Origin of the sequence: Sphingorhabdus sp. EL138 (genome assembly GCF_945882965.1) — a bacterium.
Classification (GTDB): Bacteria; Pseudomonadota; Alphaproteobacteria; order Sphingomonadales; family Sphingomonadaceae; genus Sphingorhabdus_B.
Genome location: NZ_CAMCWY010000010.1, coordinates 17146 through 43556, shown reverse-complemented (window position 1 = coordinate 43556; position 26411 = coordinate 17146). Strand labels below are relative to the sequence as shown.

The 26411-nt window shown below is 54.8% G+C and carries 26 protein-coding genes, 2 tRNA genes and 1 pseudogene; 13 read left to right on the top strand and 16 right to left on the bottom strand.

All coding sequences use genetic code 11. The features are described from left to right. Positions 1–223: 223 nt before the first annotated feature. A complete protein-coding gene (locus tag Q0N43_RS05990) occupies positions 224–994 on the top strand; it encodes a UDP-2,3-diacylglucosamine diphosphatase (RefSeq protein WP_295444042.1) in 771 nt (256 codons plus the stop codon). Continuing rightward, entirely contained in the window at positions 991–2049 is a 1059-nt protein-coding gene (locus Q0N43_RS05985) for a glycosyltransferase family 1 protein (RefSeq protein WP_295443936.1), read from the top strand. The genes Q0N43_RS05990 and Q0N43_RS05985 overlap by 4 nt, the downstream gene beginning before the upstream one ends. A gap of 314 nt (positions 2050–2363) precedes the next feature. Here the strand turns inward: Q0N43_RS05985 and Q0N43_RS05980 are convergent. Both Q0N43_RS05980 and Q0N43_RS05975 read right to left on the bottom strand, forming a co-directional pair. After that, positions 2364–2440, bottom strand: a tRNA-Pro gene (locus tag Q0N43_RS05980). A 65-nt stretch (positions 2441–2505) separates the two neighbouring features. After that, a tRNA-Ile gene (locus Q0N43_RS05975) sits at positions 2506–2582 on the bottom strand. Positions 2583–2846: 264 nt separating this feature from the next. Between Q0N43_RS05975 and Q0N43_RS05970 the strand changes: the two genes are divergently transcribed. After that, complete coding sequence (locus Q0N43_RS05970; RefSeq protein WP_295443933.1) at positions 2847–3323, top strand: Lrp/AsnC family transcriptional regulator; 477 nt, start codon at positions 2847–2849, stop codon at positions 3321–3323. 48 nt (positions 3324–3371) lie between these two features. Here the strand turns inward: Q0N43_RS05970 and Q0N43_RS05965 are convergent, their stop codons facing one another. Further along, positions 3372–4700: a hypothetical protein gene (locus Q0N43_RS05965; RefSeq protein ID WP_295443930.1), complete on the bottom strand. Its 1329-nt coding sequence runs from the start codon at positions 4698–4700 to the stop codon at positions 3372–3374. A 128-nt stretch (positions 4701–4828) separates the two neighbouring features. Between Q0N43_RS05965 and Q0N43_RS05960 the strand changes: the two genes are divergently transcribed. Both Q0N43_RS05960 and gyrA read left to right on the top strand, forming a co-directional pair. Further along, a complete protein-coding gene (locus Q0N43_RS05960) occupies positions 4829–5524 on the top strand; it encodes an SDR family NAD(P)-dependent oxidoreductase (protein ID WP_295443927.1) in 696 nt (231 codons plus the stop codon). Positions 5525–5651: 127 nt separating this feature from the next. Next, positions 5652–8366, top strand: coding sequence for a DNA gyrase subunit A (gene gyrA / locus Q0N43_RS05955; protein ID WP_295443924.1), 2715 nt, complete (start codon positions 5652–5654; stop codon positions 8364–8366). A 201-nt stretch (positions 8367–8567) separates the two neighbouring features. Here the strand turns inward: gyrA and Q0N43_RS05950 are convergent, their stop codons facing one another. Then, positions 8568–9251 (bottom strand): lysoplasmalogenase family protein, encoded by a 684-nt coding sequence (locus Q0N43_RS05950; RefSeq protein WP_295443921.1) that lies wholly within the window; start codon positions 9249–9251, stop codon positions 8568–8570. Further along, positions 9229–10083 (bottom strand): NAD(P)H-hydrate dehydratase, encoded by an 855-nt coding sequence (locus Q0N43_RS05945; RefSeq protein ID WP_295443918.1) that lies wholly within the window; start codon positions 10081–10083, stop codon positions 9229–9231. Before Q0N43_RS05945 ends, Q0N43_RS05950 begins: the two co-directional genes overlap by 23 nt. A 58-nt stretch (positions 10084–10141) precedes the next feature. Between Q0N43_RS05945 and trmFO the strand changes: the two genes are divergently transcribed. Continuing rightward, positions 10142–11479 carry a methylenetetrahydrofolate--tRNA-(uracil(54)-C(5))-methyltransferase (FADH(2)-oxidizing) TrmFO gene (gene trmFO, locus Q0N43_RS05940; RefSeq protein ID WP_295443915.1) on the top strand — a complete coding sequence of 446 codons (1338 nt, stop codon included), beginning with the start codon at positions 10142–10144 and terminating at the stop codon, positions 11477–11479. A 9-nt stretch (positions 11480–11488) separates the two neighbouring features. On the opposite strand, the gene Q0N43_RS11500 is transcribed toward trmFO, so the two are convergent. From Q0N43_RS11500 to eno, 6 genes are all read right to left on the bottom strand, one after another. Next, positions 11489–11650 carry a hypothetical protein gene (locus Q0N43_RS11500; protein WP_366845949.1) on the bottom strand — a complete coding sequence of 54 codons (162 nt, stop codon included), beginning with the start codon at positions 11648–11650 and terminating at the stop codon, positions 11489–11491. A gap of 344 nt (positions 11651–11994) precedes the next feature. After that, a complete protein-coding gene (locus tag Q0N43_RS05930; RefSeq protein ID WP_295443911.1) occupies positions 11995–12591 on the bottom strand; it encodes a squalene/phytoene synthase family protein in 597 nt (198 codons plus the stop codon). 80 nt (positions 12592–12671) lie between these two features. Next, positions 12672–14030 carry a pyruvate dehydrogenase complex E1 component subunit beta gene (locus Q0N43_RS05925; protein ID WP_295443908.1) on the bottom strand — a complete coding sequence of 453 codons (1359 nt, stop codon included), beginning with the start codon at positions 14028–14030 and terminating at the stop codon, positions 12672–12674. Next, positions 14030–15100 carry a pyruvate dehydrogenase (acetyl-transferring) E1 component subunit alpha gene (gene pdhA, locus Q0N43_RS05920; RefSeq protein ID WP_295443906.1) on the bottom strand — a complete coding sequence of 357 codons (1071 nt, stop codon included), beginning with the start codon at positions 15098–15100 and terminating at the stop codon, positions 14030–14032. The genes Q0N43_RS05925 and pdhA overlap by 1 nt, the downstream gene beginning before the upstream one ends. Before the next feature lie 125 nt (positions 15101–15225). Beyond that, complete coding sequence (locus Q0N43_RS05915) at positions 15226–15537, bottom strand: septum formation initiator family protein (protein WP_295443903.1); 312 nt, start codon at positions 15535–15537, stop codon at positions 15226–15228. Positions 15538–15583: 46 nt separating this feature from the next. Next, positions 15584–16858, bottom strand: coding sequence for a phosphopyruvate hydratase (gene eno / locus Q0N43_RS05910; RefSeq protein WP_295443900.1), 1275 nt, complete (start codon positions 16856–16858; stop codon positions 15584–15586). Between the two features lie 198 nt (positions 16859–17056). Between eno and Q0N43_RS05905 the strand changes: the two genes are divergently transcribed. The 5 genes and pseudogenes from Q0N43_RS05905 (at position 17057) to Q0N43_RS05885 (ending at position 19077) form a co-directional block, all read left to right on the top strand. Further along, on the top strand, positions 17057–17578 hold the full coding sequence (locus Q0N43_RS05905) for a hypothetical protein (protein WP_295443897.1): 522 nt from the start codon (positions 17057–17059) through the stop codon (positions 17576–17578). A gap of 54 nt (positions 17579–17632) precedes the next feature. After that, a complete protein-coding gene (locus Q0N43_RS05900) occupies positions 17633–18031 on the top strand; it encodes a phage holin family protein (protein WP_295443894.1) in 399 nt (132 codons plus the stop codon). After that, positions 18012–18347, top strand: coding sequence for a hypothetical protein (locus Q0N43_RS05895; RefSeq protein WP_295443892.1), 336 nt, complete (start codon positions 18012–18014; stop codon positions 18345–18347). Before Q0N43_RS05900 ends, Q0N43_RS05895 begins: the two co-directional genes overlap by 20 nt. Positions 18348–18361: 14 nt before the next feature. Beyond that, positions 18362–18847, top strand: a complete 486-nt coding sequence (locus Q0N43_RS05890) for a hypothetical protein (RefSeq protein ID WP_295443890.1) — start codon at positions 18362–18364, stop codon at positions 18845–18847. Positions 18848–18857: 10 nt separating this feature from the next. Further along, positions 18858–19077: pseudogene (locus tag Q0N43_RS05885) on the top strand (DUF4170 domain-containing protein). Positions 19078–19096: 19 nt separating this feature from the next. Here Q0N43_RS05885 and Q0N43_RS05880 read toward each other — a convergent pair. The 3 genes from Q0N43_RS05880 to carB all read right to left on the bottom strand — a co-directional run bounded on the left by Q0N43_RS05880 (position 19097) and on the right by carB (position 23691). Then, positions 19097–19759 carry a rhomboid family intramembrane serine protease gene (locus Q0N43_RS05880; protein WP_295443887.1) on the bottom strand — a complete coding sequence of 221 codons (663 nt, stop codon included), beginning with the start codon at positions 19757–19759 and terminating at the stop codon, positions 19097–19099. A 36-nt stretch (positions 19760–19795) separates the two neighbouring features. Then, complete coding sequence (greA, locus tag Q0N43_RS05875) at positions 19796–20272, bottom strand: transcription elongation factor GreA (RefSeq protein WP_295443884.1); 477 nt, start codon at positions 20270–20272, stop codon at positions 19796–19798. A 98-nt stretch (positions 20273–20370) separates the two neighbouring features. After that, positions 20371–23691 carry a carbamoyl-phosphate synthase large subunit gene (gene carB / locus Q0N43_RS05870; RefSeq protein ID WP_295443881.1) on the bottom strand — a complete coding sequence of 1107 codons (3321 nt, stop codon included), beginning with the start codon at positions 23689–23691 and terminating at the stop codon, positions 20371–20373. A gap of 79 nt (positions 23692–23770) precedes the next feature. Between carB and Q0N43_RS05865 the strand changes: the two genes are divergently transcribed. Beyond that, positions 23771–24130, top strand: a complete 360-nt coding sequence (locus Q0N43_RS05865) for a DUF559 domain-containing protein (RefSeq protein WP_295443877.1) — start codon at positions 23771–23773, stop codon at positions 24128–24130. A 170-nt stretch (positions 24131–24300) separates the two neighbouring features. Here the strand turns inward: Q0N43_RS05865 and Q0N43_RS05860 are convergent, their stop codons facing one another. After that, complete coding sequence (locus Q0N43_RS05860) at positions 24301–24525, bottom strand: hypothetical protein (RefSeq protein WP_295443874.1); 225 nt, start codon at positions 24523–24525, stop codon at positions 24301–24303. Between the two features lie 3 nt (positions 24526–24528). Continuing rightward, a complete protein-coding gene (carA, locus tag Q0N43_RS05855; protein ID WP_295443872.1) occupies positions 24529–25689 on the bottom strand; it encodes a glutamine-hydrolyzing carbamoyl-phosphate synthase small subunit in 1161 nt (386 codons plus the stop codon). A gap of 269 nt (positions 25690–25958) precedes the next feature. Here carA and Q0N43_RS05850 point away from each other — a divergent pair, with 269 nt between their 5' ends. Further along, positions 25959–26411 (top strand): GatB/YqeY domain-containing protein, encoded by a 453-nt coding sequence (locus Q0N43_RS05850; RefSeq protein WP_295443869.1) that lies wholly within the window; start codon positions 25959–25961, stop codon positions 26409–26411.

Here is a 26411-nt window from a genome sequence, read left to right as displayed (position 1 = left end):
GATCGATCGCAAGAAAACTGTCATCGTTCTGAAATGCGCCTGACCCATCAGCCATCTACGCCAAACAGGTTCTAAACGCATCTGGTGGGGGTAAAAGCAGATGACACATACAGTATTTAGTGAAACGGACGCAATTGACGCGCCACGCCTTGAGCAGGATAATAACAAACCAAAGCTGCCGGTCTGGTTTGATAAGCCCGAGCCGCGGAGCTTCCAGCCAAAGATGAAACTGCGCACGGTGTGGATATCGGACATCCATCTTGGCACTGCAGGTTGTCAGGCTGATTTGTTGTGCGATTTTCTGCATTCCATTGAGTGCGAGACGCTGTATCTGGTTGGCGATATTGTTGATGGTTGGCGACTGCGTAAAGGCTGGTACTGGCCGGACCAACATAATGAAGTCATTCGCCGTGTATTGAAAATGGCGCATCGGGGCACCCGCGTTATTTACATTCCCGGCAACCATGACGAGATGTTCCGTGACTATACTGGCCTCAGCTTTGGCGGCGTAGAAGTCCAGTTGGAGGCGATTCACACCACAGCTGACGGGCGCAAACTGCTTGTCACGCATGGCGATGCTTTTGATGGCATTGTTCTGTATGCGCGCTGGCTCGCTTTTTTGGGTGATCAAGCTTATACATTGCTGTTGCGAGCCAATATCGTCCTCAATGCCGTCCGGCGCAGATTGAACATGCCTTATTGGTCGCTATCATCTTACCTAAAAAAGCGTGTTAAAAATGCGGTCCAATTTATTGGGCAATATGAAGAAGTTGTTGCGCGCGAAGCGTTGCAGCGCGGCGTCGAGGGTGTAGTTTGCGGTCATATCCATTGCGCCGAAATTCGCCAATTTGGATCCATCACTTACTATAATGACGGTGATTGGGTTGAAAGCTGCACCGCGTTGGCGGAAGCCAAGGATGGCAGCATGTCCATCATTGACTGGGCAGCCCATGTACGCGACCGCACAACGAAGAAAGTGGCTGTCGAAGCATGAGGCTCGCCATCGCAACGGACGCTTGGGCACCACAAGTCAACGGCGTTGTCCGCACGTTAACCGAAACGATAAGCCGCCTGAAAGCCCGCGGACATGCAGTTGAAGTTGTTGCACCAGACAGATTCATGACCATTCCTTGCCCCGGCTATCCAGAAATCCGATTGGCACTTGCGCCGCGTTTCGGTGTGCGCAAGGCGCTCGGTACATTCCGGCCAGACATCGTCCATATCTCAACCGAAGGCCCCATCGGCTGGAGCGCGCGCGCATGGTGCATGAAGCACGATGTCCCATTTACCACGGCTTTTCATACCCGGTTTCCCGAATATGTTGCCGCACGCACGCGGCTTTCGCCGGACTTCATCTGGCCCATTATGCGCATATTCCACAAGGGGTCGCGCGCGGTTCTGACGGCGACAGAAAGCCTGCGGGCTGAGTTGGAAGGCCGCGGCATAAAGCCTACACAGCTGTGGTCGCGTGGAATTGATCATGCCGTGTTCCATCCCGATCAGCCCAGCCATCCAATCTTACAGCATCTTACAAAGCCGATCATGTTGTCAGTCGGACGCGTGGCCGTAGAAAAGAATTTGGAAGCGTTTCTTGACGCCGATGTCCCGGGAACGAAGGTCATCGTCGGCGACGGCCCTGCCCGCGCGCATCTTCAAGCGCGATATCCTGACGCCGTCTTTCTTGGGACGCGTCATGGCGCTGAGCTTGCCAGTATTTACGCCTCTGCCGATGTGTTCGTATTTCCAAGCAAGACCGATACATTTGGACTTGTCATGCTTGAGGCGCTGGCAACGGGCGTTCCGGTGGCCGGCTATCCCGTTCAAGGTCCATTGGACATTATCGGTAGCGAGGGTCGCGGGCCGTATGGCACGTTAGACCGCGCGGCTGGTTGCCTCAAGCCCGATCTAGCCGAAGCAATCAATGGGGCGCTTTCGCTCAGTCGTACCGACGCCGCAAACTACGGAGCCCAATTTTGCTGGGACAAATGCACGGACCAATTTGTGAACGGCGTTACAAAAGCAGGTAATTCTGCCGCATTAGCCGCATAGGCAAACGGCAGTCAATGCCCCGCGGTTCGGTGGTGATTTCGGAGCCAGTCTTTTGGGTTGCACGCCAATAGTCAAGTTGGACACACCGAACTAGCAAAGGGAGGATTCGCAGGCAGTGTGTCCGAACAGCTAACAGCCAAATGCAATCATTGTTCCCGCATTAGGCTGCGCTGCTGATTAGGCGTGTACGCGCCGGAAAACCGTTCGTTAAACAAAACATGATGCCCACGTGTTAGTGGCCCGACCACAACGGTCGATGGAGCTGCGATAGTATCCGACTAAAATCAAAAAAATATAATCTCAGGAAGAAAAAATGGTCGGGGAGACAGGATTCGAACCTGCGACCCTCTGGTCCCAAACCAGATGCGCTACCAGGCTGCGCTACTCCCCGACATGGGATCACTGGTATAACGATGTCCGCGCGGCTGGCTGCCTGCCAACTTCGCAATGCGACGCTGGTGGGCCCGGAGGGACTCGAACCCCCGACCTAGCCGTTATGAGCGGCCAGCTCTAACCAACTGAGCTACAGGCCCTGACCGGCTCGCCAACTACCTGCGCGCCGATAGCCGAACTTAGGGAGAATGCGCAAGTCTTTATCTTACATACAAGACGCAATTTGGTTGGCAATCTTGTTTTCGTTCGTTCTCAGCGGTCCTGCACCTCCAATGCGCAAGCAATAAGCGCGATATCGGTAGCGCAAAAGCATCAATTTGGAGCCGGCTCACTATGCGACAATTGCAATGCCGTATAATTATATTATAAGCAATGGACAGAATAGAAATGGAAATTACCATATCATGGCCAATACGAACCTTGACGCGATAGATATGAAGCTTTTGGCCGAATTGCAGGCTGACGGTCGCATAACCAATGTTGAACTCGCAACCAAGGTCGGTCTGACCGCGCCCCCCTGTTTACGCCGTATGCGTGCGCTCGAGCAATCGGGTACGATCAAATCCTATCATGCCGATGTGGACGCAAGCGCGTTGGGCTACACCATTACCGTTTTCGCTATGGTCAGCCTGAAAAGCCAGGCTGAGGATGACCTAAAGGCGTTTGAACGCCATGTCCGCGCACTGCCGGATGTGCGTGAGTGCCACATGCTCAATGGAGAAATTGATTTTATTTTGAAGATCGTGGCACGCGATCTTCAGTCCTTTCAGGAATTTCTGACCTCGAACCTAACGTCCGCGCCCAATGTGAGCAGCGTCAAAACATCGCTGACGATCCGCACGGCCAAAGACGAGCCCGGCGTCCCTATTCACCAAGTATAAAAAAGGGCCCGATTGCGCAGACCCCTTTTTACTTTATCTGACCAAATTTCAGGTGGCCGGCGCTGCCGCAACCGGCGTTGCCGCGGCATTTACCCGGTGGTTAATGAACGCCACCCAATATTCGGCGATTGCCTTGCGGTTTGCACCCATGACCATATCAAAGTCAGCCTTCGCACCCACATAATCGCCAAGCATCGTCTTGGACATCGCAAGGCGGAAGCGCGTGCGGTCGGTCTGGTCGCCGCCGTCCTTGTCCAATACGGGTGCCTTGCTCAACGCCGATTCATACAGTTCCTTCGCGGTCTTATAATCCTTGTGCGAGAAGAAAGAGTCGCCGGTAAGTGATGCCAACATACCCCTTGGACTTGCCTTGGCGGGCGCGATTGTGCCAGCCAGTGTGCGCGTGTCTTCCGCCAGACGCGCCTTTGCTTCGTTATACCGCTCGCTGAAAGTCACATTGTTACGTGAGATCAAACCCTTGGCGAAGCCTTCGTCCAGCAAGGAAACCGCTTCTGCCGGGTAACGCACACCGATATAGCTGAGGCTGTCGAGATATCCGGCATATTCCTGTTGAAAGCGAATACCATCGGTGGCGCGCATCAAGCGCATGATGTCGAGTGTTTCTTCCGGATTGAAGTCCCGCGAGCGGTCAAAAAACGCAAGCGCATCATGCCAATAATCCGGGTTGTTTTCGGCTATGATCAAATCCTTGTAGAAATTGGCTGCACCTGCATAATTCTTCGCCTTGGCAGACAGGATGGCAGCACGCACAAGATAGGTCTTGTTTACAGGGCCCGCTGCCTTGCTAGCGTCAATCGCCTTACCAATCCATGTAATTGCCTCAGCATCTTTGTTTTGTTGCGACATCGCGTTGGAAATCAACAATTCGATATTGTTGTCGCGGTGCCCCAAATTATAGGCGTCGAGCATATTTTTCTCGGCATCCGCAAATTTCTTGCCATCATATGCAATGGCACCCTTACGGAATGTGTATTCCCGCTTCAAATCGGCAGGGGTTGACGCAGATGCAATCAACAAATCGATGCCCTGCTCCTGAAACGCCAGATCCTTCAACACCGCGCCGATGTTAATGGCCAATATGCCCGCTTCGTATCGGTCATCATCATTGCCAATGGCAGCAACAACCTTTGAAAATTCTGTCTTGGCGGCTGCGGCGTCCTTGGTTTTGTTTAACAAATCCGCCACGGGGACATAAGCGGCGATGAAAGTTTTGGAGTAATTTTTCTTTGGCGCTGCGGCCGCTTCCTTACCCTTTTTTTCCTTCTTGGGCTTTTCATTGGACTGCGCAAATGCCGCAGGTGCAGCTGATACCGCTACCAACGATAAAGCGAGGGCAAATTTTGAAACCAGTTTCATGTAACTCTCCGCAAATTATTAAGCCTTGGGCCTTCTCAAGCTTGGTTTATAGGACCTTGCTATCGTCTGTGCAATTGCCATAGCGCCATCGCATGAATTCCCGTTGAACAAACCGGAGCAAAAAACAAGTGGGTGAAAGCAGTGCAGTCATCATTGGTGCGCGTGGTGGCATTGGTGCCGCGCTGGCAGAGCTTTTGGAAAAAGATCCAAATTATGCCCAAGTCATCCAGTTTCACCGTGAGAGCGCACCACCCCTCGATATAGTGGACGAGGCCAGCATTGCGGCCGCCGCCGCTTCTCTGACGGCTACACATCCTCCCATAAGCTTAGTCATTCTTGCGACCGGACTTCTGCATTCGGCCCAGAAAGGCCCGGAGAAGAGCCTTCGCGAGCTTGATCCGGACTGGATGATGGAAAACTACCGTATAAACGCGGTCGGTCCTGCGCTCGTCGCCAAACATTTCCTGCCTATCATGGCCAAGCAAGGCCCGATCTGCTTTGCGGCCTTGTCCGCGCGGGTGGGTAGCATCTCTGACAATCGCTTGGGTGGATGGCACAGCTACCGCGCGTCAAAATCAGCTCTCAATATGTTTATCCGCAATATCGCTATCGAATGGCAGCGCAAAAATCCGCAGTCCGTTGTCGTCGGCCTTCATCCCGGTACCGTCGAGACGGCGCTCAGCGCTCCGTTCAAGGGAAATCCTGCCCATGAACGCTTCACCCCGGCCCGCGCCGCCGGAGACATGCTTCATACGCTCCATGGACTGAAACCAGAACAAAGCGGGCAAATTTTTGCCTATGACGGAAGCTTGGTCGCGCCCTAACCGCCGCCAAGGTGTGAATCTGTGGATAAACTGCTTAAAACAGCGCAATTGGGGCCGTCGCATGTGGCCATTTCGGCGCGTTGGGTCTAAGGTTCATCGATTATAAAAATATAAGGATTATCGCGGCGTGACCGACGACACAGTTACCTTGGACCCATCGGACATTTCACCTGTCGACATTGTCGATGAAATGAAGTCGAGCTATCTCGATTATGCGATGTCGGTTATTGTATCGCGCGCTTTGCCCGATGTACGCGACGGTTTAAAGCCAGTTCACCGCCGGATTTTGTTCGCTAGCCAAGAAGGCGGCTTTGTCGCCGGGCGGCCCTATCGCAAATCGGCGAAGATCGTCGGCGATGTGATGGGCAATTATCACCCGCATGGCGACAGCGCCATTTACGACGCACTAGCGCGGATGACTCAGGATTGGTCGATGCGCGTGCCGTTGATCGATGGTCAGGGCAACTTTGGGTCGATGGACCCCGACCCGCCCGCATCAATGCGCTACACTGAGGCGCGGTTGAACAAGGTCGCCAACGCACTTCTGGATGATCTCGATAAGGACACGGTTGATTTCCAACCCAACTATGACGGCAGCCGTGAAGAGCCGCAGGTTCTGCCCGCGCGTTTCCCGAACCTGTTGGTCAATGGCGCTGGCGGTATTGCCGTTGGCATGGCGACCAACATCCCGCCGCACAATCTGGGCGAAGTGATCAAGGCGTGCTTGGCCTATATCGACAATCCCGCCATCACCATCGACGAGCTCATCGAAATCGTCCCTGCCCCCGATTTTCCCACCGCTCCGCTGATCCTCGGCACTGGCGGCGCACGTGCCGCCTATCGTGAGGGCAAGGGCTCCATCATGCAACGCGCACGGCATGAGATTGAAGAAGGAAAAGGCGACCGCCGTTCCATCGTGCTGACCAGCATTCCGTTTCAGGTCGGCAAGTCCGGCCTTGTCGAGAAAATCGCTGAAGCCGCAAAAGACAAGCGTATAGAGGGCGTTTCCGACATTCGCGATGAATCCAGCCGCAAGGGCGTGCGCATTGTTATCGACCTAAAGCGCGATGCCACCACTGACGTTGTCCTCAACCAATTGTGGCGTCACACGCAGGCGCAATCGAGCTTCCCCGCCAATATGCTCGCCATTCGTGGCGGCCGACCCGAAGTGTTGAACCTGCGCGACATTATTGAAGCGTTCATTCGCTTCCGCGAAGAAGTGATTACCCGCCGGACAAAGTTTGAGCTGAACAAGGCCCGCGAACGCGCGCATTTGTTACTTGGCCTTGTCGTTGCGGTCACCAATTTGGACGAAGTCGTGCGGATCATTCGTGGTTCCGCCAGCCCCGCCGCAGCGCGCGCAGCCTTGATTGCGCGCAAATGGCCAATCGCCGAAATCGCGTCCTACATCAAATTGGTGGAAGCGGTCGAAACCGAGATTACTGGCGACAGCTACCAATTGTCGGAGCTTCAGGTGCGCGCCATTCTTGAATTGCGCCTGCATCGCCTAACGGCGCTTGGCCGTGACGAAATCGGTAAGGAGCTTCAGGGGCTTGCCGAGAGCATCGCCGAGTTTCTCGCTGTCTTAGGTGATCGCGTAAGACTATACGCTGTTCTGCGCGAAGAGCTTGTCGCGATTGACGCCGAATTTTCCACCCCACGCCTGTGCGAAATCACGGCAAGCTGGGATGGCTTGGACGACGAAGACCTTATGGAGCGTGAGGAAATGGTCGTTACTGTCACCCATGGCGGTTACATCAAACGTACCGCTTTGGCGATATTCCGCGCGCAAAACCGGGGTGGCAAGGGCCGCGCCGGTATGGCGACGAAGGATGAGGATGCCGTTACCGAGTTATTTGTAACCAGCACGCACACGCCGGTATTGTTCTTCTCCAACATTGGTAAGGTCTATCGCCTGAAGGTATGGAAGCTGCCCGAAGGCGGCCCGTCCACACGTGGTCGGCCCATGGTCAACTTGCTGCCACTGGGCGAAGGCGAAGTCATTTCCAACGTTTTGACCTTGCCCGAAGATGAAGCCGAATGGGGCGGCCTGAGCGTCGTATTTGCGACGTCAAAGGGCTATGCCCGTCGCAACAGCATGGACGCCTTTGCCAATGTGCCAAGCAACGGCAAAATCGCGATGAAGTTCGAAGGCGAAGATGCCGACGACAAATTGATCGGCGTTGAGCTTTTGAGCGCCGAAGACGATATCCTACTCGCAAGCCGCTATGGTAAAGCTATCCGCTTTGCTGCTGACGATATCCGCGAATTCCAAAGCCGCGCGTCGACTGGCGTGCGTGCCATGAAATTGGCAACAGGCGATGCGGTTATCTCGCTCTCCATCCTCAAACGCGTTGGTACTTCGGGCGAAGAGCGTGAGGATTATCTGCGCTTTGCCCCTTGGAAGCCGGAGAAGGAAGGCGAGCCAACGATGACCGCCGAACGCATCGCCGCACTGGCGGAGCGTGAGCAGTTCATCCTTACCGTATGCGCCAATGGCTATGGCAAATTGTCATCGGCTTATGGCTATCGCCGGACCGGACGTGGTGGCCAGGGCATCACCAATATCGACAATATCGAACGCAATGGCCAAGTTGTCGCCAGCTTCCCCGCAACAAAGGGCGATCAGTTGATGCTCGTGACCGATCAGGCGAAATTGATCCGCATGCCACTCGACAGCTTGCGCGTCTTGGGTCGCGGAACCGCTGGCGTGCGCTTGTTCAATGTCGACGAAAATGAACATGTGGTCGGCGCGGCCAAAATTGACGAAAGCGATGAGGATGATGCCGAGAACGGCACTGAAGGCGAAGGCGCGGATACAGATACACCGATAGCTGAGTAGCCCAAGCCACTGTTACTTTAAACAAATGCTGTGTCACCCTGAAACAAGCCTGCGTCACCCTGAACTTGTTTCAGGGTCCATTCGCCAGCATTAAACGAAGGTCTTTGCGGCACGATAGACCCTGAAACAAGTTCAGGGTGACGGAAATGCGGAGCCGAAGGGTAACCTCTTCCCTTATTGGCCTTCTTAATCGTTGCCAATTCAGTCGCGCTCTTCTCCATCGGCAAAATGCCCGCGCTTGACCAATGTCTGGGCAACACCGACTGTTATCATTAACACACCGAAATAATAAATATACCAGATGACAATTCCTGTCATCGTCGAACCTGCTAATGGACCAAGCTCTGCAAAAATCAGCAGGTCGGACACCACAAACAATATCGCACCAAAACCGACGCGGTAACGCGGGAAATTGCTGCTCCATGCCATAGCCGCCATGGCCGCGAGGATGATGCTATAGGCCGCCACCTGAATTCCCTCATCTTGGGTAGGCGGAAGGGAAAACGCAATGACAGGCGTGGCCAACAATAAAGTGGCGGCTAGCAACTTTTGGCTGAATGCCGCGCCAATGCGGCGGTGACGAAAATAGATGAGCATCGCCACCAAATGTCCGGCGGCAAAGGCCAAGGCCCCGGCGACCATGCTAAGTTCGATTAGCCCGTCCCCCAGCGCATAAAATGCGAGCATTATCGCCAGCAGGATAAATTCGCCCTGATGATGACGACGCAACGCAAATGGCACCAGCAGCCCGACCGCCGCCATTTTCCAGACCATGGCGTATAACCCGCCTTCAATCGGCAGGAATAGCCACGTCGCAGGAAAGCTGATGCCGGCAATCAAGCTGCCGAGCAAATAAGGGCGTTTATGTGCGAGATCCTGAGCCATGTTCCGATGCATCGTGCAAACACCCGCGCAAGACAAGCGGAATATGGCTAATCATATTGTCTGCGGTTAGGCTCGGTCCGCCGCGTGCGCCAATATCGCCATGCAGCCATGCCGCTATGCTGGCCGCGTCAAACGCTGGCACCCCTTGCGCTACCAACCCGCAAATCAGCCCGGTTAGCACATCTCCCGATCCGGCAGTCGCCAGCCAAGGTGACGCATGGCGGTTCACCAACGCGCGGCCATCGGGCGCAGCAACCCAAGTTTCATAACCCTTCAGCAGCACAACACATTGTGCCCGATCCGCTGCGCGACGCGCGGCGTCCGCACGATTATCGGTTGGGATGTCCGGGAAAAGGCGAAGGAAATCGCCAATATGCGGGGTCATCACGTCCGTCGGACGCGTTGCACCGCACAAGGTGGCTGGGTCGCCTTCAAAGGCCGTCAGTGCATCAGCATCAAGTATAGTTGGGACATTGAGGCTCAGGATCTGGAGGACAGCCTGCCGAACCGATGCCCCTGCCCCCGGACCAATGGCACAGGAGGTAACGCGATCATCGACGCAGGAAAAGGACATATCGGTTTCGCGCAACATGATCGCGGTGACGCGCGCGGCCTGTTCAACCAACGCCGCTTTTTCACCCATAAGAGTGACCAAGCCAGCCCCCACCGCCAATGCCGCCTGTGCAGAGAGCCTCGAAGCACCAGTGTGCAAGACCGGCCCGCTCCAGACCATCGCATGCCCACGGCTATATTTGTGGGCGTCAGAGGGCGGCGGAACCAGCGATGGCCGCAAGATCGTCCCGCCGCCTGAAGAGTTAGTTGTAAATCCCATAGCCCATCTTGGCGCTTTTGCCTGTGCAGCGCCAAAGATTTTTGATAGCCGCGCAATCATGAGCATAAATTATGATGTCCAGGTTATCGGTGGCGGTCTCGCAGGCTGCGAAGCGGCATGGCAATTGGCCCAGCGGGGGATGCGCGTGCGGCTGTCGGAAATGCGCGGATCGGGGGACATGACGCCAGCACATCAAACCAATGGCTTGGCTGAACTGGTGTGCTCCAACAGTTTCCGGTCGGACGATGCCGAAAACAATGCCGTTGGCCTTCTGCATCAGGAAATGCGCGATCTGGGCTCACTCATCATGCAAGCCGCCGAAGTGGCCAAGGTGCCCGCAGGGTCAGCGCTCGCGGTTGATCGCGATGTTTTCTCCCAAACCGTTACCCAGCATCTGGAGAGCCAGACTAACATCGAAATCGTCCGCGAGCGCGTGGACGTCATTCCATCCGACCGGCCAGTGATCATCGCCACTGGCCCATTGACCGCAACAAACCTTGCGGAGAGCATCATGGCGAAAACGGGCGAAGACCGTCTCGCTTTCTTCGATGCGATTGCACCCATTGTCTACCATGACAGCATCGACATGGACATTGCGTGGTACGCCTCGCGCTGGGACAAGGGCGAAGGCAAGGATTACATAAACTGCCCGATGGACGAGGCGCAATATCGCGCCTTTCACCAAGGTTTGCTGGACTCGGAGAAAGCGGAGTTCAAGGAATGGGAAACCAACACGCCCTATTTCGAAGGCTGCATGCCGATTGAGGTTATGGCATCGCGCGGGTTAGACACCTTGCGCTTTGGCCCCATGAAGCCTGTTGGTCTCGACAACCCCAGAACTGGCCGCTGGGCGCATGCTGTGGTGCAATTGCGACAAGACAATAAACAAGGCACGTTATGGAACATGGTCGGGTTTCAAACGAAGATGAAACATAAAGCGCAAGTTGAATTGCTCCGCATGATCCCCGGTCTCGCAGAAGCCGAATTTGCCCGGCTTGGCGGGCTACACCGCAATACGTTTATTCGCGCGCCCATATTGTTGGACCGTCAGCTTCGCTTAAAATCCGCGCCGAATATCCGCTTTGCAGGGCAAATTACCGGCTGCGAAGGCTATGTTGAAAGCAGCGCCGTTGGTTTGATGGCTGGCATGATGACGGCAGCGGAATTGACCGGGCGCACGGTTACTGCACCACCATCCACCACGGCGCTTGGTGCATTGCTTGGCCATATCACGGGCGACGCACTGGCCGACGATTATCAACCCATGAATATCAATTTTGGCCTATTCGCGCCGCTTGACGAAAAAGTTCATAAGAAATCGCGCAAAGCGGCGATGACCGGCAGGGCGCGGGCTGACTTAAACAGCTGGATCACCAGTCAGGCCATCGCAGCCTAGCGTTAGGACCTAGCAACGACATCCCGGCTTGGCGGCTGTCTTGGGCCGGGTCCGTGCGAACTCCTTGCGCGTCAAAAGCTGATCCTTGTTACCATCCGCAGCAGCAAAGCGCTGATCAGTGGCCGCAGCCCATTCCTCAAACGTCAGCAAATTATTGCCATCGGTATCCAGCGCCTTGAAAGCCTTGGTCCGCTGCCCATCATTTCAAGGCGTGAGACAAGCTCATCCTTATTGCCTTCATATCGGTTGAAACGCATCTCCTCACGGCTGGCTTTAGGCACCTCCGGTGGGGTGGGTGCGCAGGACCAAAATTAGGCGCATCGGACCCGGCGACTGGCAGCGTGTCGGATATAGCAGCGGGCGGTGGCGGCGCAGGGATAAGCGACGGCTCCGTGGCCATGCTCTGCCAGACCAATAGTCCGCCACCCGCCATGCATAAGGCAGCAACGCCGCCGATCAACATACGTTGCACTGCAACCGCCTCCTTATTGATGCATAGCAAGCGGAGCTTATACCTATATCCCTGTTAACGCATGTAAAATCAATCTTGGTCCTGATACTGTCCGCACGGACATTGTCAAAATCGATAATGGACGTAATGCCCGTGCCTTTGGTAATGGCGCGTGCGGCACATTGCAGCCTGCAACACGCTCTGGAAAAGGCATGCGCAACGCTTCAAGCGCCCAGCACCTCCCAATGGGCCGCATATCCTGCACACTGCCCACCCAACCCGCATAGGTCAGAAAAATCGCCTCGGCGCGCAATTCGGTATGGACGTCGATGACATCTTGACTGAACTTCTCACTGCCCAGCAACTGCTCCCACGCCGACGCCAGCGCCTCAAGTGCGCGTAACGGAATGCGATCGCCCGCTTCGTTAAGCGCTTGCAGCAATGGCTCCCCCTTCGGTCGCGCGTCTGCTGCGCTGGCAAAAGCTTCGCGCCACCACGCCATCTTGATTTGTGCGATCATCGGCTCACGCGCATTGCGCAATATCTCGGCAAAGCGGTTGTCAATTTGCAAAAGCAGCGCAAGTGCAGACCGAACGTCTGACGGCGCATAAGCAATTGCCAACCGGGCGGGCGGCGCCAACTCCAAAACAGAGTCCGTCATTCTATGCGCGCTTCGTAGGTAGCGGGCCCACTGTCAATATTGCGAGAGCTTACTAATTTCAAGGCGTGGTTACTGCGCGATTAGACGCCCAACGTTCTGCGAACGCCAGCCACAATCTTGTCCGCGTTCAATAGCATCGCCTTCTCCAGATTTGCCGCATAGGGCATGGGCACGTCCTCGTTCGTGATACGTAAAACCGGTGCGTCTAAATCGTCGAAGCCTTCTTCCATGCATATTGCCAGAATTTCGCTACCAACCGAACATGTTGGCCAGCCCTCTTCGGCAACGACCAAGCGGTTGGTTTTTGCAAGACTTAACAAAACCGTCGACTTGTCGAGGGGACGAATGGTGCACAGGTCGATGACCTCAGCGCTAATCCCGTCTTCAGCCAGCCTATCCGCCGCCTCAAGCGAGAGGCCAACGCCAATAGAATAGCTGACGATGGTTACATCCGTTCCTTCACGCATGACGCGCGCTTTGCCAATGGGTAGGACATGATCATCGCCCATAGGAACCTCATAGGTGCGACCATAGAGCAATTCATTTTCTAAGAATACGACCGGGTCCTCGCAACGGATAGCCGCTTTCAACAGACCTTTGGCATCAGCGGCGTCATATGGCGCAATCACAATCAGTCCCGGCACACTGGCATACCAAGGTGCATAATTCTGGCTATGTTGCGCGCCCACGCGCGCGGCGGCACCATTTGGCCCACGAAACACAATAGGGCATCGCACTTGACCACCCGACATATAGTTCGTCTTGGCTGCTGAGTTGATGATGTGGTCAATCGCCTGCATAGCAAAGTTAAAGGTCATGAATTCGATGATTGGCCTTAGACCGCCCATTGCCGCCCCCGCGCCAACGCCAGCAAAGCCATATTCCGTGATAGGCGTGTCAATGACCCGGCGTGCGCCGAATTCTTCGAGCAGGCCTTGCGTGACCTTATAGGCACCTTGATATTCGGCGACTTCCTCACCCATTACAAACACGCGGTCGTCGCGGCGCATTTCCTCGGCCATCGCATCGCGCAAGGCTTCGCGTAAGGTGACGGATTGCATATTGCCGTTCGCGTTAGCAGAACTGGATACTATAGGCTTAAGATCCGACATAGTTGGGATTGGCGCACTTTGTATCGGCATCTCGACTGGGGTTGATGCGACTGGTTTTGGAGAAGGCGCAGGCGCAGGTTCCTCTCCCTCACCCGTAATCAACGCAATAACCGTGCCGACTTTGACGCGATCGGTCCCTTCTGCAACGGTGATCGACGAAATCACGCCTTCGTCCACAGCTTCAAATTCCATCGTCGCCTTATCGGTTTCAATCTCGGCAAGAATATCGCCAGATTTGACGCTATCGCCTTCTTTCACCAGCCATTTGGCCAAGGTGCCCTCTTCCATCGTTGGTGACAGCGCGGGCATCTTAAGTTCGATTGCCATCAATATTGCTCCACCAGAACGTCAGTATATAGTGCGGCAAAGTCGGGCTCTGGCGAAGTTTCGGCAAAATCGGCGGACTCATTCACAATTTTCCGAATCTCTTTTTCAATCACCTTAAGCGCGTCTTCGCTTACGCCCATTTCGGTGAGATAGGCCTTGCAACCTTCAATCGGGTCGCTGTTGTCGCGGACCGACTGGACCTCGTCACGGCTGCGGTACTTGGCAGGGTCGGACATGGAATGGCCCCGATAACGGTAGGTTTTCATTTCCAACAATACAGGTCCTTTACCGCTGCGCACCCAATCCAGCGCAACTTCGGCCGCGCCGCGCACGGCAAGCACATCCATGCCGTCGACCTGAATACCAGGGATGCGGAAGCTCTCACCGCGGCGGTAAAGCTGGTCCTCGGAAGACGCGCGGTTGACGCTGGTGCCCATTGCATATTGGTTATTTTCGATCACGAAAATGATGGGCAGTTTCCACAGCTCCGCCATGTTGAAGCTCTCATATACTTGCCCTTGGTTGGATGCCCCGTCGCCAAAATAGGCAAGGCACACGCCGCCATCGTTCGCATATTTATGCCCAAAAGCAAGGCCAGCACCCAGCGATACCTGCGCGCCAACAATCCCATGTCCGCCGTAAAACTTATGTTCGGTCGAAAACATGTGCATCGATCCGCCCTTGCCCTTTGATATGCCCGCGGCGCGGCCGGTCAGCTCGGCCATGATGACATTCGGGTCAATGCCATAAGCCAGCATATGGCCATGGTCCCGATACCCGGTTATAACGCTGTCTTTACCGGGCGTCAGCGCAGATTGAAGCCCAATCGCGACGGCTTCTTGCCCGATATATAAATGGCAAAAGCCACCTATCAGACCCAGACCGTAAAGCTGCCCCGCCTTTTCCTCGAACCGCCGGATCAGCAACATCTCACGGTAGAACTTCAAAAGCTCTTCCTTTGTCGCTTTATACGGCACTGGCTCGGTCGGACGCTCCCGATTGGCACGCGCCGCGTCTTCGCTGACACTTGCCTTTTTGGAAGTAGATTTTTTCGCTGGGGTGGTGGCCAAAATCATTTCCTTTGGTGGAATTTTTATACGCGAATACGACGCCGCCTAGTCAAAATCAGCCTCGGTGAAAAGCGCTTTTCCGCAACGGAAAGCTCTGCATAGCTATTCATGTGACGGCCAGCGCCTTACTTTAACGGAACAACAACCTCGTCAGGGGCAACAACGTTCAATTCTTTACGCATGAGTTCGCCCGCAAGGTCCGGGTCGACATTGTCCCGATCCAACAAGAGCTGCCGATTTCTTAACGCGTCGCGTTCTTTCTGCAATTTTGCCAACTCAATTTTACGCTCACTCAACGCGGCGCGATAGTCGGTCCATGCAAGGATCCCAGTCGGACCCAGCAACGCGTATGACGCGATGCCGAGCAAAGCCAGAAGCCCCAAGGCGGGCCCAACCACTGACTTCATATAATCCGGTTTTTTATTGCCTCGGGCCATGCTCAGACTGAATCATATTTTACACGGGTTGGCAAGGATATCACGGTCAGCGGAAAATACCCCGACCGGCATATATGGCAGATGCACCAAGCTCCTCTTCGATGCGGATAAGCTGGTTATACTTGGCCAACCGGTCCGAGCGCGCGAGACTTCCGGTTTTGATCTGACCGCAATTGGTTGCCACGGCCAAGTCGGCAATCGTTGCATCCTCAGTCTCGCCCGAACGGTGCGACATAACGGCTGTGTAGGACGCACGCTGCGCCATCGAGACGGCAGCCAGTGTTTCTGTCAAAGTACCGATCTGGTTGACCTTAACCAACAAGGAGTTTGCAAGTCCCTTGCCGATACCCATCGACAGGCGCTCCGGGTTCGTAACGAACAAATCATCACCCACCAACTGCACCTCTGAACCAATTTTGTCAGTGATAGCTTTCCAACCTTCAAAATCGTCTTCGCTCATGCAATCCTCAATCGACAATATGGGATAGTCCTTACACAAGGCCGCGAGATAGTCGGCCATTTCATGCGGCGTCAGCGATAGCCCCTCACCCGATATTTCATATTTGCCGTTGCAGAAAAATTCGGTCGCAGCGCAGTCCAGAGCCAAGACAACATCTTTGCCTGCTGTAAATCCCGCCTTCTCCACCGACGCCATGATGAAATCCAACGCATCACGGGTTGACGCCAAATTAGGGGCAAAGCCGCCTTCGTCACCAACCGACGTTGCCAGACCCTTCTCATGCAGGCCCTTTTTCAAGGTATGGAAAATTTCCGAGCCCCAGCGCACAGCTTCCGCAATTGAGCCAGCGCCGATGGGCATGACCATGAATTCCTGAAAATCAATCGGGTTGTCGGCATGCTCCCCGCCATTGATGATATTCATCATCGGTACTGGCAGAACATGGGCATTTACGCCACCAACATAGCGATAGAGCGGAAGCCCACGTGCGTCCGCCGCTGCTTTGGCTACCGCAAGGCTGACCCCCAAAATAGCATTTGCACCCAGGTTCGATTTATTGTCGGTGCCATCAAGATCAATCATGACCGCATCGATATTTTCCTGCTCCTCCGCGTCCAGTTCGACCAAGGCTTCAAAAATTGGTCCGTTGACGGCCTCAATCGCCTGAAGCACGCCCTTTCCCATATATTTGGACATATCGCCATCGCGCTTTTCAACGGCTTCATATGCACCTGTCGAGGCACCGGATGGGACCGCCGCACGGCCGAAACAGCCGTCCTCCAACACAACATCAACTTCAACCGTCGGGTTTCCTCGGCTGTCGAGGATCTGGCGGGCATGGATGTCAAGGATAGCAGTCATATAATAGTCCGTTTGTGCGTAGGTGGAGTTATGCCAGCGCGTCTATCCTTGTGATCGGGTTTTGGCAACGATGCTCCGACATATCGATTTTAAAACTGAATTTGCGGTGCTATAGTTGACTAAGGCACCCGCAATACAAATATCCGTGGGTAGCAAGACAATTTCTTTCGCCCCAGTTGTTCAAAAGGAGTCATTCTTATGGCCGAGACCGAAAAGCCCGCAGCCGCCAAGAAAGCAGCCACTAAGCCAACAGCAGCCAAGCCTGCTGCTAAGGTAGCCGCCAAGACTACCAAAGCCAAAACCGCTGCGCCAAAGGCCGAAGCAAAGGCGCAACCAGCCCAAGGCAAGACCGACAATGTCAAATCAAAGGTCAAATCGGATATGAATGATTTTAAGGCCCAAGCCACCGACAGCGTCCGCGCGGCAGCAACCAAAGGTAAGGATCGCGCTACTGAGGCCGTTGGCAGCATCAGCAAGCTTATCCGCGATAGCGCTGGCACCATCGACGATAATGTTGGAAAGCAATATGGCGACTATGCCCGTAGCGCAGCCGACATGGTTGATGGCTTCGCCGACAAAATGGACGCCAAGGATGTGGATATGTTGGCAGAAGATGCACGACAATTCGTCCGCAAAAGCCCTGCTGTCGCCATTGGCGCCGCTGCCGCAATTGGCTTTGTTTTGGCGCGTCTAGTCCGTTCGGGCGGTAAAGACACCTAAGTAGCAACACAGGCGGCATTGCAAAATGCCGCATATGGCCGATAAGCGGGTAAGATGAAGATCGACGAACCTCAGCTCCAAGCGTTGGAAGACGTAGTACCGCCGATTGAACCAAGCGCAAGCGAACAGGTTGCGTTGGTTATGGAGGATCTGCGTGCAATGGTGAAGGCAGAAATGCGCTATCATCGGTCGCGGCTAGATTACACACGCAACATATTCCGCTGGTCGTTCCAATATGGCGCAATCGCGGCCCTCGCATTTGGCGGAGCGTCCATTGCGCTGGTGCTCGGGCTGGTCCTTACCCTTTCGCCATTAATCGGTCCATTGGCGGCAACCTTGCTGGTCACCATAAGCTTTATAGTCATCGGCATAATTTTCGCACTATTGGCCCGAAAATGGATGCGGAAAGTTTACTTCCCGGAAATGCAGAAAAATGCCGACGATCTTACCTGAAGAACCTGTTACCACTGACCGTAAAAGCGTAATTGTGTCCGACGCTGAGCGGCGGTATTTGCGGCGTAGGTTCAAAGACAGCTTGGCCGTCACACGTGATGCCCTTAATCCACGCAATCAACTTCGACGGTTGGTCGAACGTCAAACCACCCAAACCAAACAGATCGTAGATGAGACAGTTCAAATTGCGAAGAACAATGCCCCCGTCATCGGTGTTATTGGGGTAAGTGCCTTGTTAATTGCGACGCGCGGTCCGATTTCGCGTTGGATTTCGAAGCTGCGGCAAAGTAAAGGCAAAACGCCCACCAGCAAATGATATAGGAACGATATATGAGCAAGATTGGCGACAGCATCAAATCCGCAACTGATAGCGCAAAAGCGAAGACCGCACGTTCACGCGCTGCGGCGCGTCACAAGGCTTCGGTGGCATTTGAAAAAAGCAAAGATGCTGCAGCTACCGGCGTAGAGCAGTCGAAGGTGATTGCACGCCAGGCAAAAGATAAAACGATTGAGAGTGTCGATAAAAGCCCGCTGGCCATTGTATTGGGCGGAATTGCCATTGGTGCGATCGTCGGCGCGCTCTTGCCACGGACCGAACGCGAGACCAAAGTATTGGGCAAGACAGGCAAGAAATTGAACAAAAAAGCACGCAAAGTAGCCGAAGCTGCAAAAGTTGCGGGCATGACCCAAGTGGACACGCTTGGGCTAAATGGCGAAGCGATGCGTGCACAATTCAGAGAGCTTGTCAGCAAGGCCGCTCTCGCTGTAAAGGCCGCCGGTCAGGCTGCTACAGACGCGGCCAAGGAAAAAAGTTAAGGATAGTTGTTTGAGCGATACGAAATTACATCTAGTTTTTGGCGGCCGCGTTGACAACCCGCAAACGTTAAACTTTACCAACCTCGAAAATTTGGACATTATCGGCATGTTTCCCGATTACGCCAGTGCTGAGGAAGCATGGCGCGGGGCGCGCGCAGCGAACCGTCGATGATGCCGAAATGAAATATGTTGTGGTGCATTTGCACAAGCTTTTGCAGCCCGAAAGCTGATAACGGCACCTAGCGCCGGTTATGCGTGCCGATACCGCCAAAATAACAATGGCCGCGCCAGCAATAATCCAGCGATAAACCCGCCAATATGTGACCATATTGCGATACCGATTCCCAAGCTGGGCCCTACAAAACCGAGTGCAAGATTTAACCCCGCCCAGGCGATGTTTAAGTGCAATGGCCGGGCATAGTCAGCAGGGATTGGTCCCCAAGCCTTTGGTTTTTTGTTCGGAAACAGCAGAACATAAGCGCCAATAATCCCGGAAATCGCGCCGCTTGCGCCAATGGCAGGCGCCATCATGTCCAAAGACATGGGCCAAGCCATGAATGACGCGACCCACTCCATAGCAGCAGCCATATAAGCCGATCCGATGTAAAGCGTGAGATAGAGCCCACCGCCCAATATGCGCTCCACCATCTTACCGATGAGCAAAAGCATCAGCATGTTCATCACCACATGCGTGACACCGCCATGCAGAAACGCCGCCGATAGTGGCGTCAAAAACGCTGGAACCAAGAACCCGACATCTGAAAATGCCCCGCTACCGCTGCTTAAGCGGATCGGGAATAGCCCGCCCGATATCACCGCATATTGCCACCAAGACGGAACCAGCAATATAACTGCGATCACCAAATTGATGACCACCAATCCGTTGGTAACAGGGCCACGCGGAAACTGCATATTAGGCCGTTTGAAGTTTCCCGCCGAAGCGCATGATCAGATAAATTCGATTTTCGATACGAGATAATATTTGTCGCCGGATGGCACCGTCAATTCAACTTCGTCTTCGACAACGCGTCCGATTAGGGCGCGGCCCAATGGCGAATTATACGAAATACGGCCCGCTTTTGCGTCGGCTTCGGTCTCGCCAACAAGCTGATAGCGCACGGGCTTATCATTTTCATCTAACAAGTTAACGGTCGCGCCAAAGACAATTTTGTTGCCCGAAAGCGTTGAAGGATCAATGATCTGCGCACGACCAATTTTGTCCTCAATGTCCGAAATCGCGGCTTCAACCTGGCCCTGACGTTCCTTGGCAGCATGATATTCGGCATTTTCCGACAGATCGCCATGCGCGCGCGCTTCCTCAATTGCTTCCACAATCAACGGACGTTCGTCACGAAGGCGCTTCAGGTCGGTCGTCAGCTTTTCATAGCCTTCGGCCAACATCGGATATTTCTCAAAACTCGCCATCAGGCAAAAACCCTTCGTCACAAAAATATCCCGACCGGACGCGTGCTAACCACCCATCCGATATGCAGTTCAATTGTCGGGGAAAGATACTGCGCTTGTTAATAATAGTCTTGAAGTGGCCGAACTTCAAGTTGCCGTTGTTGCAGTGCGGCAATCGCCTGTGCAACCGCCACACTTCCCGCAGCTGTCGTATATTGCGAAACCTTACCCGCAAGCGCGGAACGGCGAATTTCTTCACTGTCTTTAAGGCTTTGCCAACCTTCGGTCGTGTTGAAGATAAGCTGAATTTCGCCATCTTTAATCTTGTCGACAATGTGCGGGCGGCCTTGCGCAACCTTGTTCACGCGCTCAACCTCTATGCCCTGCGCCAGCAAATAATCCGCAGTGCCGCCAGTCGCACAGACGGTGAAACCACATGCGATAGCCTTACGGACCGCAGGAACAATCACGGGCTTGTCGGTATCTTTGACGGATACGAACAACTTCCCGCTCATCGGCGGTGGCATTCGCGCGCCGATTTGCGATTTGGCAAAGGCCGTCGCAAAATCACGGTCAATGCCCATGACTTCACCCGTTGACTTCATTTCGGGCGACAGCACGGGATCAACACCAGGGAAGCGGTCAAAGGGGAACACCGCCTCTTTCACCGCGATATAATCAATGTCGAGGTTGATGGGCGGCAGATCTTTCAACTTCTCACCCGCCATAACGCGCGCGGCGATCTTGGCGATTGGCGCGCCAATGGCTTTAGCGACAAACGGAACGGTGCGCGATGCCCGTGGATTAACCTCAATAAGGTACACTTCGCCGTCTTTCACCGCAAATTGGATGTTCATCAGGCCAAGCACATGCAGATTGACCGCAAGCAATTCGGTCTGGCGGCGGATTTCCACAATGATGTCGGCAGGCAGGCTATATGGTGGGATGGTGCACGCAGAGTCGCCGCTATGCACGCCTGCCTCTTCTATATGTTGCAGGATGCCAGCGACAACAACTTCATCGCCATCGCATAAGGCATCAACATCAACCTCAATCGCGTCGCGCAAATAGCTATCAATCAAAACCGGCGAGTCGCCAGAGACGATCACCGCTGTTTGAATGTAATTTTCCAACTGCGCTTGCGTATCGACAATTTCCATCGCGCGTCCGCCAAGCACATAAGATGGCCGCATCAGCACGGGGTAGCCAATGGTCTCAGCGACCTTGATCGCCTCTTCACGGCTGCGCGCGATACCGTTTTCGGGCTGTTTTAGTTTCAACTTGTTAATCAGCACGGCAAAGCGCTCGCGGTCTTCGGCCAAATCGATCGCGTCGGGTGATGTGCCCAAAATGGGAATACCCGACGCCTCAAGCGCCTTTGCCAAATTCAACGGCGTCTGCCCACCGAACTGGACAATAACGCCCTTCAGCGTGCCATTCTGCTGCTCTACGTGCAAGATTTCGAGAACATCTTCCGCCGTCAACGGTTCGAAATATAGCCGATCAGATGTGTCATAGTCCGTTGATACCGTCTCCGGGTTGCAATTGACCATGATCGTTTCATAGCCAGCGTCTGCAAGTGCGAAGCACGCATGGACGCAGCAATAATCAAACTCGATCCCCTGCCCAATGCGGTTCGGCCCGCCGCCCAAGATGACAATCTTCTCACGGTTCGTAGGCGCGCTCTCACACTCCGGCGTGCCAAAGCTTGGCGCCTCATAAGTGGAATACATATACGGCGTCTTTGCCTCAAATTCCGCAGCACAGGTGTCGATCCGCTTGAACACTGGACGCACGCCCAATTTATGACGTAGCGCGCGCACTTCGTCTTCGGTCACTGCCCCTGCCATCGCGCGTGCGGCCTGCATCGCAATGCCCGCACCCCGGCGGATAGCCGTTTCCATACCTGGACGCATGTGGACAGATTCCACCGCGAGATAGGCAAGCCTTTTGTCCGAAAAGCCCATGGCCTTCAAACGGCGCAGCCCCTCTTGGCTATTGGGCAAACCGTTGGTCTTAACGTCATTTTCGGCGGCGATGATTTCTTGTAGTCGTTCCAGAAACCATGGGTCGAACTTTGCGATGGCATGGATTTCTGCAACGCTCATGCCCTCACGCAGGGCTTGCGCTGCAACCAACAAACGGTCGGGTGTCGCACGACTGAGCTCCGCCGATAATTCATCCTTAGTTGCGCCCTTGAGCGCATCGATATAATTGAAGCCCGAAAGCCCCGTTTCCAACCCACGCAGCGCCTTTTGCAGGCTTTCATGGATGTTGCGGCCAATTGCCATCACTTCGCCAACCGACTTCATCGCCGTGGACAAAAGCGGCTCTGCCCCCTTGAACTTTTCAAAGGCGAAACGCGGGATTTTGGTGACGACATAATCAATCGTCGGTTCAAACGACGCTGGCGTTGCGCCGGTAATGTCGTTGGTAATCTCGTCGAGCGTATAGCCGACAGCCAGCTTCGCCGCGACCTTGGCGATGGGGAAGCCTGTGGCCTTTGACGCAAGCGCCGACGAACGCGACACACGCGGGTTCATTTCGATGACGATCAGGCGGCCATCGGCGGGATTTACTGCGAACTGTACGTTGGAACCACCTGTTTCTACACCGATTTCACGCAAGCACGCGATGCTGGCGTTACGCATAATCTGATATTCTTTGTCGGTCAGCGTCAACGCAGGGGCAACAGTGATGGAATCGCCGGTATGCACGCCCATCGGATCGATATTCTCGATGGAGCAGATGATGATGGCATTATCCGCGCGGTCGCGCACGACTTCCATCTCAAACTCTTTCCAACCGAGCAGCGATTCCTCAATCAACACTTCAGTCGTCGGTGAAGCATCCAACCCGCCAGTGACGATATTGATAAATTCGTCGCGGTTATAAGCAATCCCGCCGCCTGTGCCGCCCATGGTGAAGCTGGGGCGAATAATCGATGGCAGGCCAGTGCGTTCCAGCACCTCCAACGCCTCCTCCAACGAATGCGCGATGCCTGAACGCGCCGATTCCAGCCCGATCTTGGTCATTGCGTCGCGGAACTTAATCCGGTCCTCGGCCTTATCAATCGCCTCGGCATCCGCACCGATCATCTCGACGCCGTACTTCGCCAGCGTGCCATCGTTGAACAAAGCCAAAGCGACGTTCAGCGCGGTCTGCCCACCCATTGTCGGCAACACCGCGTCAGGGCGTTCTTTCTCGATGATCTTGGCCACGATTTCGGGTGTGATCGGCTCAACATAGGTCGCATCGGCCATATCCGGATCGGTCATGATCGTCGCGGGGTTCGAATTGACGAGGATGATGCGATACCCCTCCTCACGCAGCGCCTTACAAGCCTGCGTCCCAGAATAATCAAACTCGCACGCCTGCCCAATGATGATCGGGCCAGCGCCGATGATGAGGATGGATTTTATATCGGTTCTTTTAGGCATAATGTAGATCCGGAACTTCCCTCGCCCCCTTCAGGGGGAGAGGGACAGGCGCGAAGCGCCAGGGAGAGGGGGGAGTAACATGAGCAAGCGCAATATCGGCACCCGAGCGAACGCCAAAACGCTGCGAACCGAAATAACCCCGCCCGAGGCAAAGCTCTGGTCGATCCTGCGCGGTGGCAGGCTGGAGGGCATAAAATTCGTCCGCCAAATGGTCTTTGGGCCGCATTACATCGCCGACTTCGCTGCGCGCAGCCACAAGCTTGTCATCGAACTCGATGGCGACAGCCATGCCGGGCAGGAAGCCCATGACGCCGCGCGCACCGTTTATATGGAAAGCAAAGGCTACAAGGTCATCCGCTTTGCCAATCGCGACGTTTTTGAAAATCCCGAAGGCGTCGCGCGAATGATCTTGGCGGCGATTGGACGGGATTGGTCTTAACCCCTCACCCCCTTCAGGGGAAGAGGGACAGACCGACCAACGGGAGGTCAGGGAGAGGGGGTAGTCACCGAAGCGCACTGCCCCCTCTCCCTGCTTCGCTGCGCGAAGCTTTCCCTCTCCCCCTAAAGGGGGTGAGGGAGGGATGGCAGGAATGTAAGTGCGTTTGGGCATTAGAAGTGATTTTCACCTAACTTCTTCAACTGGTTAAAGGCGCTTTCTGTGAGGCGAGGGGACTGAGAGAGCTTATTTTGAAATTCGCGTTCTTTGGAGCCATAAGTGTCAATTTGGATGTACTTTTCTCCATTGATCTCAACTGCCCTGATCGTGCCTGAACATTCAGAATGACCGACGCGAGAATTCTGATCTTCTACCGAAAAGTTTTTCACAACTGTCATAATCTAATCTCCCATCATCCCCGCGAATTTCTCGAACAGATAATGGCTGTCCTGCGGGCCGGGTGAGGCTTCGGGGTGGTATTGCACCGAAAATGCGGGTTGGTCGGCGAGTTCGAAGCCGCAATTGCTGCCGTCGAACAGGCTGATATGCGTTGCCTTTGCGTTGGCGGGCAAGGTTGCGGCGTCCACTGCAAAACCGTGGTTCATGCTGGTAATTTCGACCGCACCGTCGCTGAGGCGCTTCACCGGATGGTTTGCGCCGCGATGGCCTTGGTGCATTTTCTCGGTCTTCGCGCCAACCGCAAGGCCAAGCATCTGATGCCCAAGACAAATGCCGAAAAGTGGTTTCTTGGTCTCAAGCCATTGCTTGATCACCGGCACCGCATATTCGCCAGTCGCAGCAGGGTCACCGGGGCCGTTCGACAGGAACAGGCCATCGGGCGCATGCGCCATGATTTCTTCGAACGTCGCGGTCGCGCTGACAATAGTGACGTCGCAACCGACATCGACCAGGTTGCGCAGGATATTGTGCTTTATGCCATAGTCGATGGCGACGACTTTTTTGCTGCCCTTGGCAGGCGCAGCATAGCCACCGCCCAGCTTCCAAAGCCCTTGATCCCAACCATAGGTCTGCAACGTCGTCACATCCTTGGCGAGGTCCATGCCCTCAAGCCCTGCCCAGGCCTTTGCCCGCGCTAACATGGCAGGCACATCGAACGCGCCATCCGCCGAGTGCGCAATCACCGCATTCGGCGCGCCAGCCACGCGGATCAGCCGCGTCAGCGCGCGGGTATCAATGCCGGAAATCCCGATGCGGCCATTGGCCTTCATCCATGCGTCAAAATGCTGCGTGCTGCGGAAATTGGATGGGTCGGTGACATCTTGCCGGACAATCGCGCCCAAGGCATGCGGGTTCAGCGCCTCGACATCTTCAGGGTTCGTGCCGACATTGCCGATATGCGGAAAGGTGAAGTTGATGATCTGTCCGGCATAAGACGGGTCAGTCATCACTTCTTGATAGCCGGTCATTGCGGTGTTGAAGCAGACTTCGCCAACCGCCTGCCCCTCGGCGCCAAAGCCACTGCCCCAGACCACTTCCCCGGACGCCAAAACCAATACCCCCGTCGCTCCAGAAGGCGCGCGCGAAGATTTGGGGTCGGCCATGATGGGGTCGCTCCTGTTAAACGGATTACAGCAATGTCGCTAAGGCATTGCGCCTAGAGATGGTGGCCCAAAGCGTCAATGCGGAAATCGAGAAAGCTGTGGAATGTTTTACACAATGCGCTCTTACCCGTAACCCTGGACTTGGTTCAGGATCCATTTATCCTTTCAAGCCCTGCGCATGCTGTGTGGTAGACCGTGAAACAAGTTCAGGGTGACGGAATTTGGATGTTCGTCTAACGCAATGCATCATCAAAAATTCGGAAACAAATATGATTCGTGACACCATCAAAGCCGCCCAAATCACCGCAATGAAGGCAGGCGAAAAAGACCGTCTGGCCGCGGTCCGCTTGATCCTTGCCAAGATCAAAGACCGCGACATCGAACTGCGTACCGCGTCGCAGCAGCCCGATGACGATGCGATGGTGGTTGAGGTCATGCAGAAGATGATCAAGCAACGCCGCGAATCGATTGCGTTATATGAACAAGGTGGCCGCGCGGAACTTGCTGCGGTTGAAGCGGCTGAATTGGCGATCATCGAAGATTTTCTGCCTGCGCAGCTAAGCGATGCAGAAACCAGCGCGGCGATTGAGGGCATCAAAGCCGAACTTGGCGCAGAAACCTTAAAAGACATGGGCCGCGTCATGGCAACGTTAAAGGAACGCCACGGCCCAAAACTCGACATGAGCAAGGCCAGCGGCCTTGTGAAGGCCGCGTTGGGCTAA

Bases quoted from the DNA above. Each gene is read 5' to 3' on its own strand.
- Q0N43_RS05900 (WP_295443894.1), top strand. From the start codon at position 17,633: ATGAAGATCGACGAACCTCAGCTCCAAGCGTTGGAAGACGTAGTACCG.
- carA (WP_295443872.1), bottom strand. From the start codon at position 25,689: ATGGCCGACCCCAAATCTTCGCGCGCGCCTTCTGGAGCGACGGGGGTA.
- Q0N43_RS05895 (WP_295443892.1), top strand. From the start codon at position 18,012: ATGCCGACGATCTTACCTGAAGAACCTGTTACCACTGACCGTAAAAGC.
- Q0N43_RS05990 (WP_295444042.1), top strand. From the start codon at position 224: ATGAAACTGCGCACGGTGTGGATATCGGACATCCATCTTGGCACTGCA.
- Q0N43_RS05860 (WP_295443874.1), bottom strand. From the start codon at position 24,525: ATGACAGTTGTGAAAAACTTTTCGGTAGAAGATCAGAATTCTCGCGTC.
- carB (WP_295443881.1), bottom strand. From the start codon at position 23,691: ATGCCTAAAAGAACCGATATAAAATCCATCCTCATCATCGGCGCTGGC.
- Q0N43_RS05950 (WP_295443921.1), bottom strand. From the start codon at position 9,251: ATGGCTCAGGATCTCGCACATAAACGCCCTTATTTGCTCGGCAGCTTG.
- Q0N43_RS05965 (WP_295443930.1), bottom strand. From the start codon at position 4,700: ATGAAACTGGTTTCAAAATTTGCCCTCGCTTTATCGTTGGTAGCGGTA.
- Q0N43_RS05970 (WP_295443933.1), top strand. From the start codon at position 2,847: ATGGCCAATACGAACCTTGACGCGATAGATATGAAGCTTTTGGCCGAA.
- Q0N43_RS05850 (WP_295443869.1), top strand. From the start codon at position 25,959: ATGATTCGTGACACCATCAAAGCCGCCCAAATCACCGCAATGAAGGCA.
- Q0N43_RS05905 (WP_295443897.1), top strand. From the start codon at position 17,057: ATGGCCGAGACCGAAAAGCCCGCAGCCGCCAAGAAAGCAGCCACTAAG.
- greA (WP_295443884.1), bottom strand. From the start codon at position 20,272: ATGGCGAGTTTTGAGAAATATCCGATGTTGGCCGAAGGCTATGAAAAG.
- Q0N43_RS05865 (WP_295443877.1), top strand. From the start codon at position 23,771: ATGAGCAAGCGCAATATCGGCACCCGAGCGAACGCCAAAACGCTGCGA.
- Q0N43_RS05945 (WP_295443918.1), bottom strand. From the start codon at position 10,083: ATGGGATTTACAACTAACTCTTCAGGCGGCGGGACGATCTTGCGGCCA.
- Q0N43_RS05915 (WP_295443903.1), bottom strand. From the start codon at position 15,537: ATGGCCCGAGGCAATAAAAAACCGGATTATATGAAGTCAGTGGTTGGG.
- Q0N43_RS05880 (WP_295443887.1), bottom strand. From the start codon at position 19,759: ATGCAGTTTCCGCGTGGCCCTGTTACCAACGGATTGGTGGTCATCAAT.
- Q0N43_RS05890 (WP_295443890.1), top strand. From the start codon at position 18,362: ATGAGCAAGATTGGCGACAGCATCAAATCCGCAACTGATAGCGCAAAA.
- trmFO (WP_295443915.1), top strand. From the start codon at position 10,142: ATGAGCATAAATTATGATGTCCAGGTTATCGGTGGCGGTCTCGCAGGC.
- Q0N43_RS05985 (WP_295443936.1), top strand. From the start codon at position 991: ATGAGGCTCGCCATCGCAACGGACGCTTGGGCACCACAAGTCAACGGC.
- Q0N43_RS05930 (WP_295443911.1), bottom strand. From the start codon at position 12,591: ATGACGGACTCTGTTTTGGAGTTGGCGCCGCCCGCCCGGTTGGCAATT.
- Q0N43_RS05925 (WP_295443908.1), bottom strand. From the start codon at position 14,030: ATGGCAATCGAACTTAAGATGCCCGCGCTGTCACCAACGATGGAAGAG.
- eno (WP_295443900.1), bottom strand. From the start codon at position 16,858: ATGACTGCTATCCTTGACATCCATGCCCGCCAGATCCTCGACAGCCGA.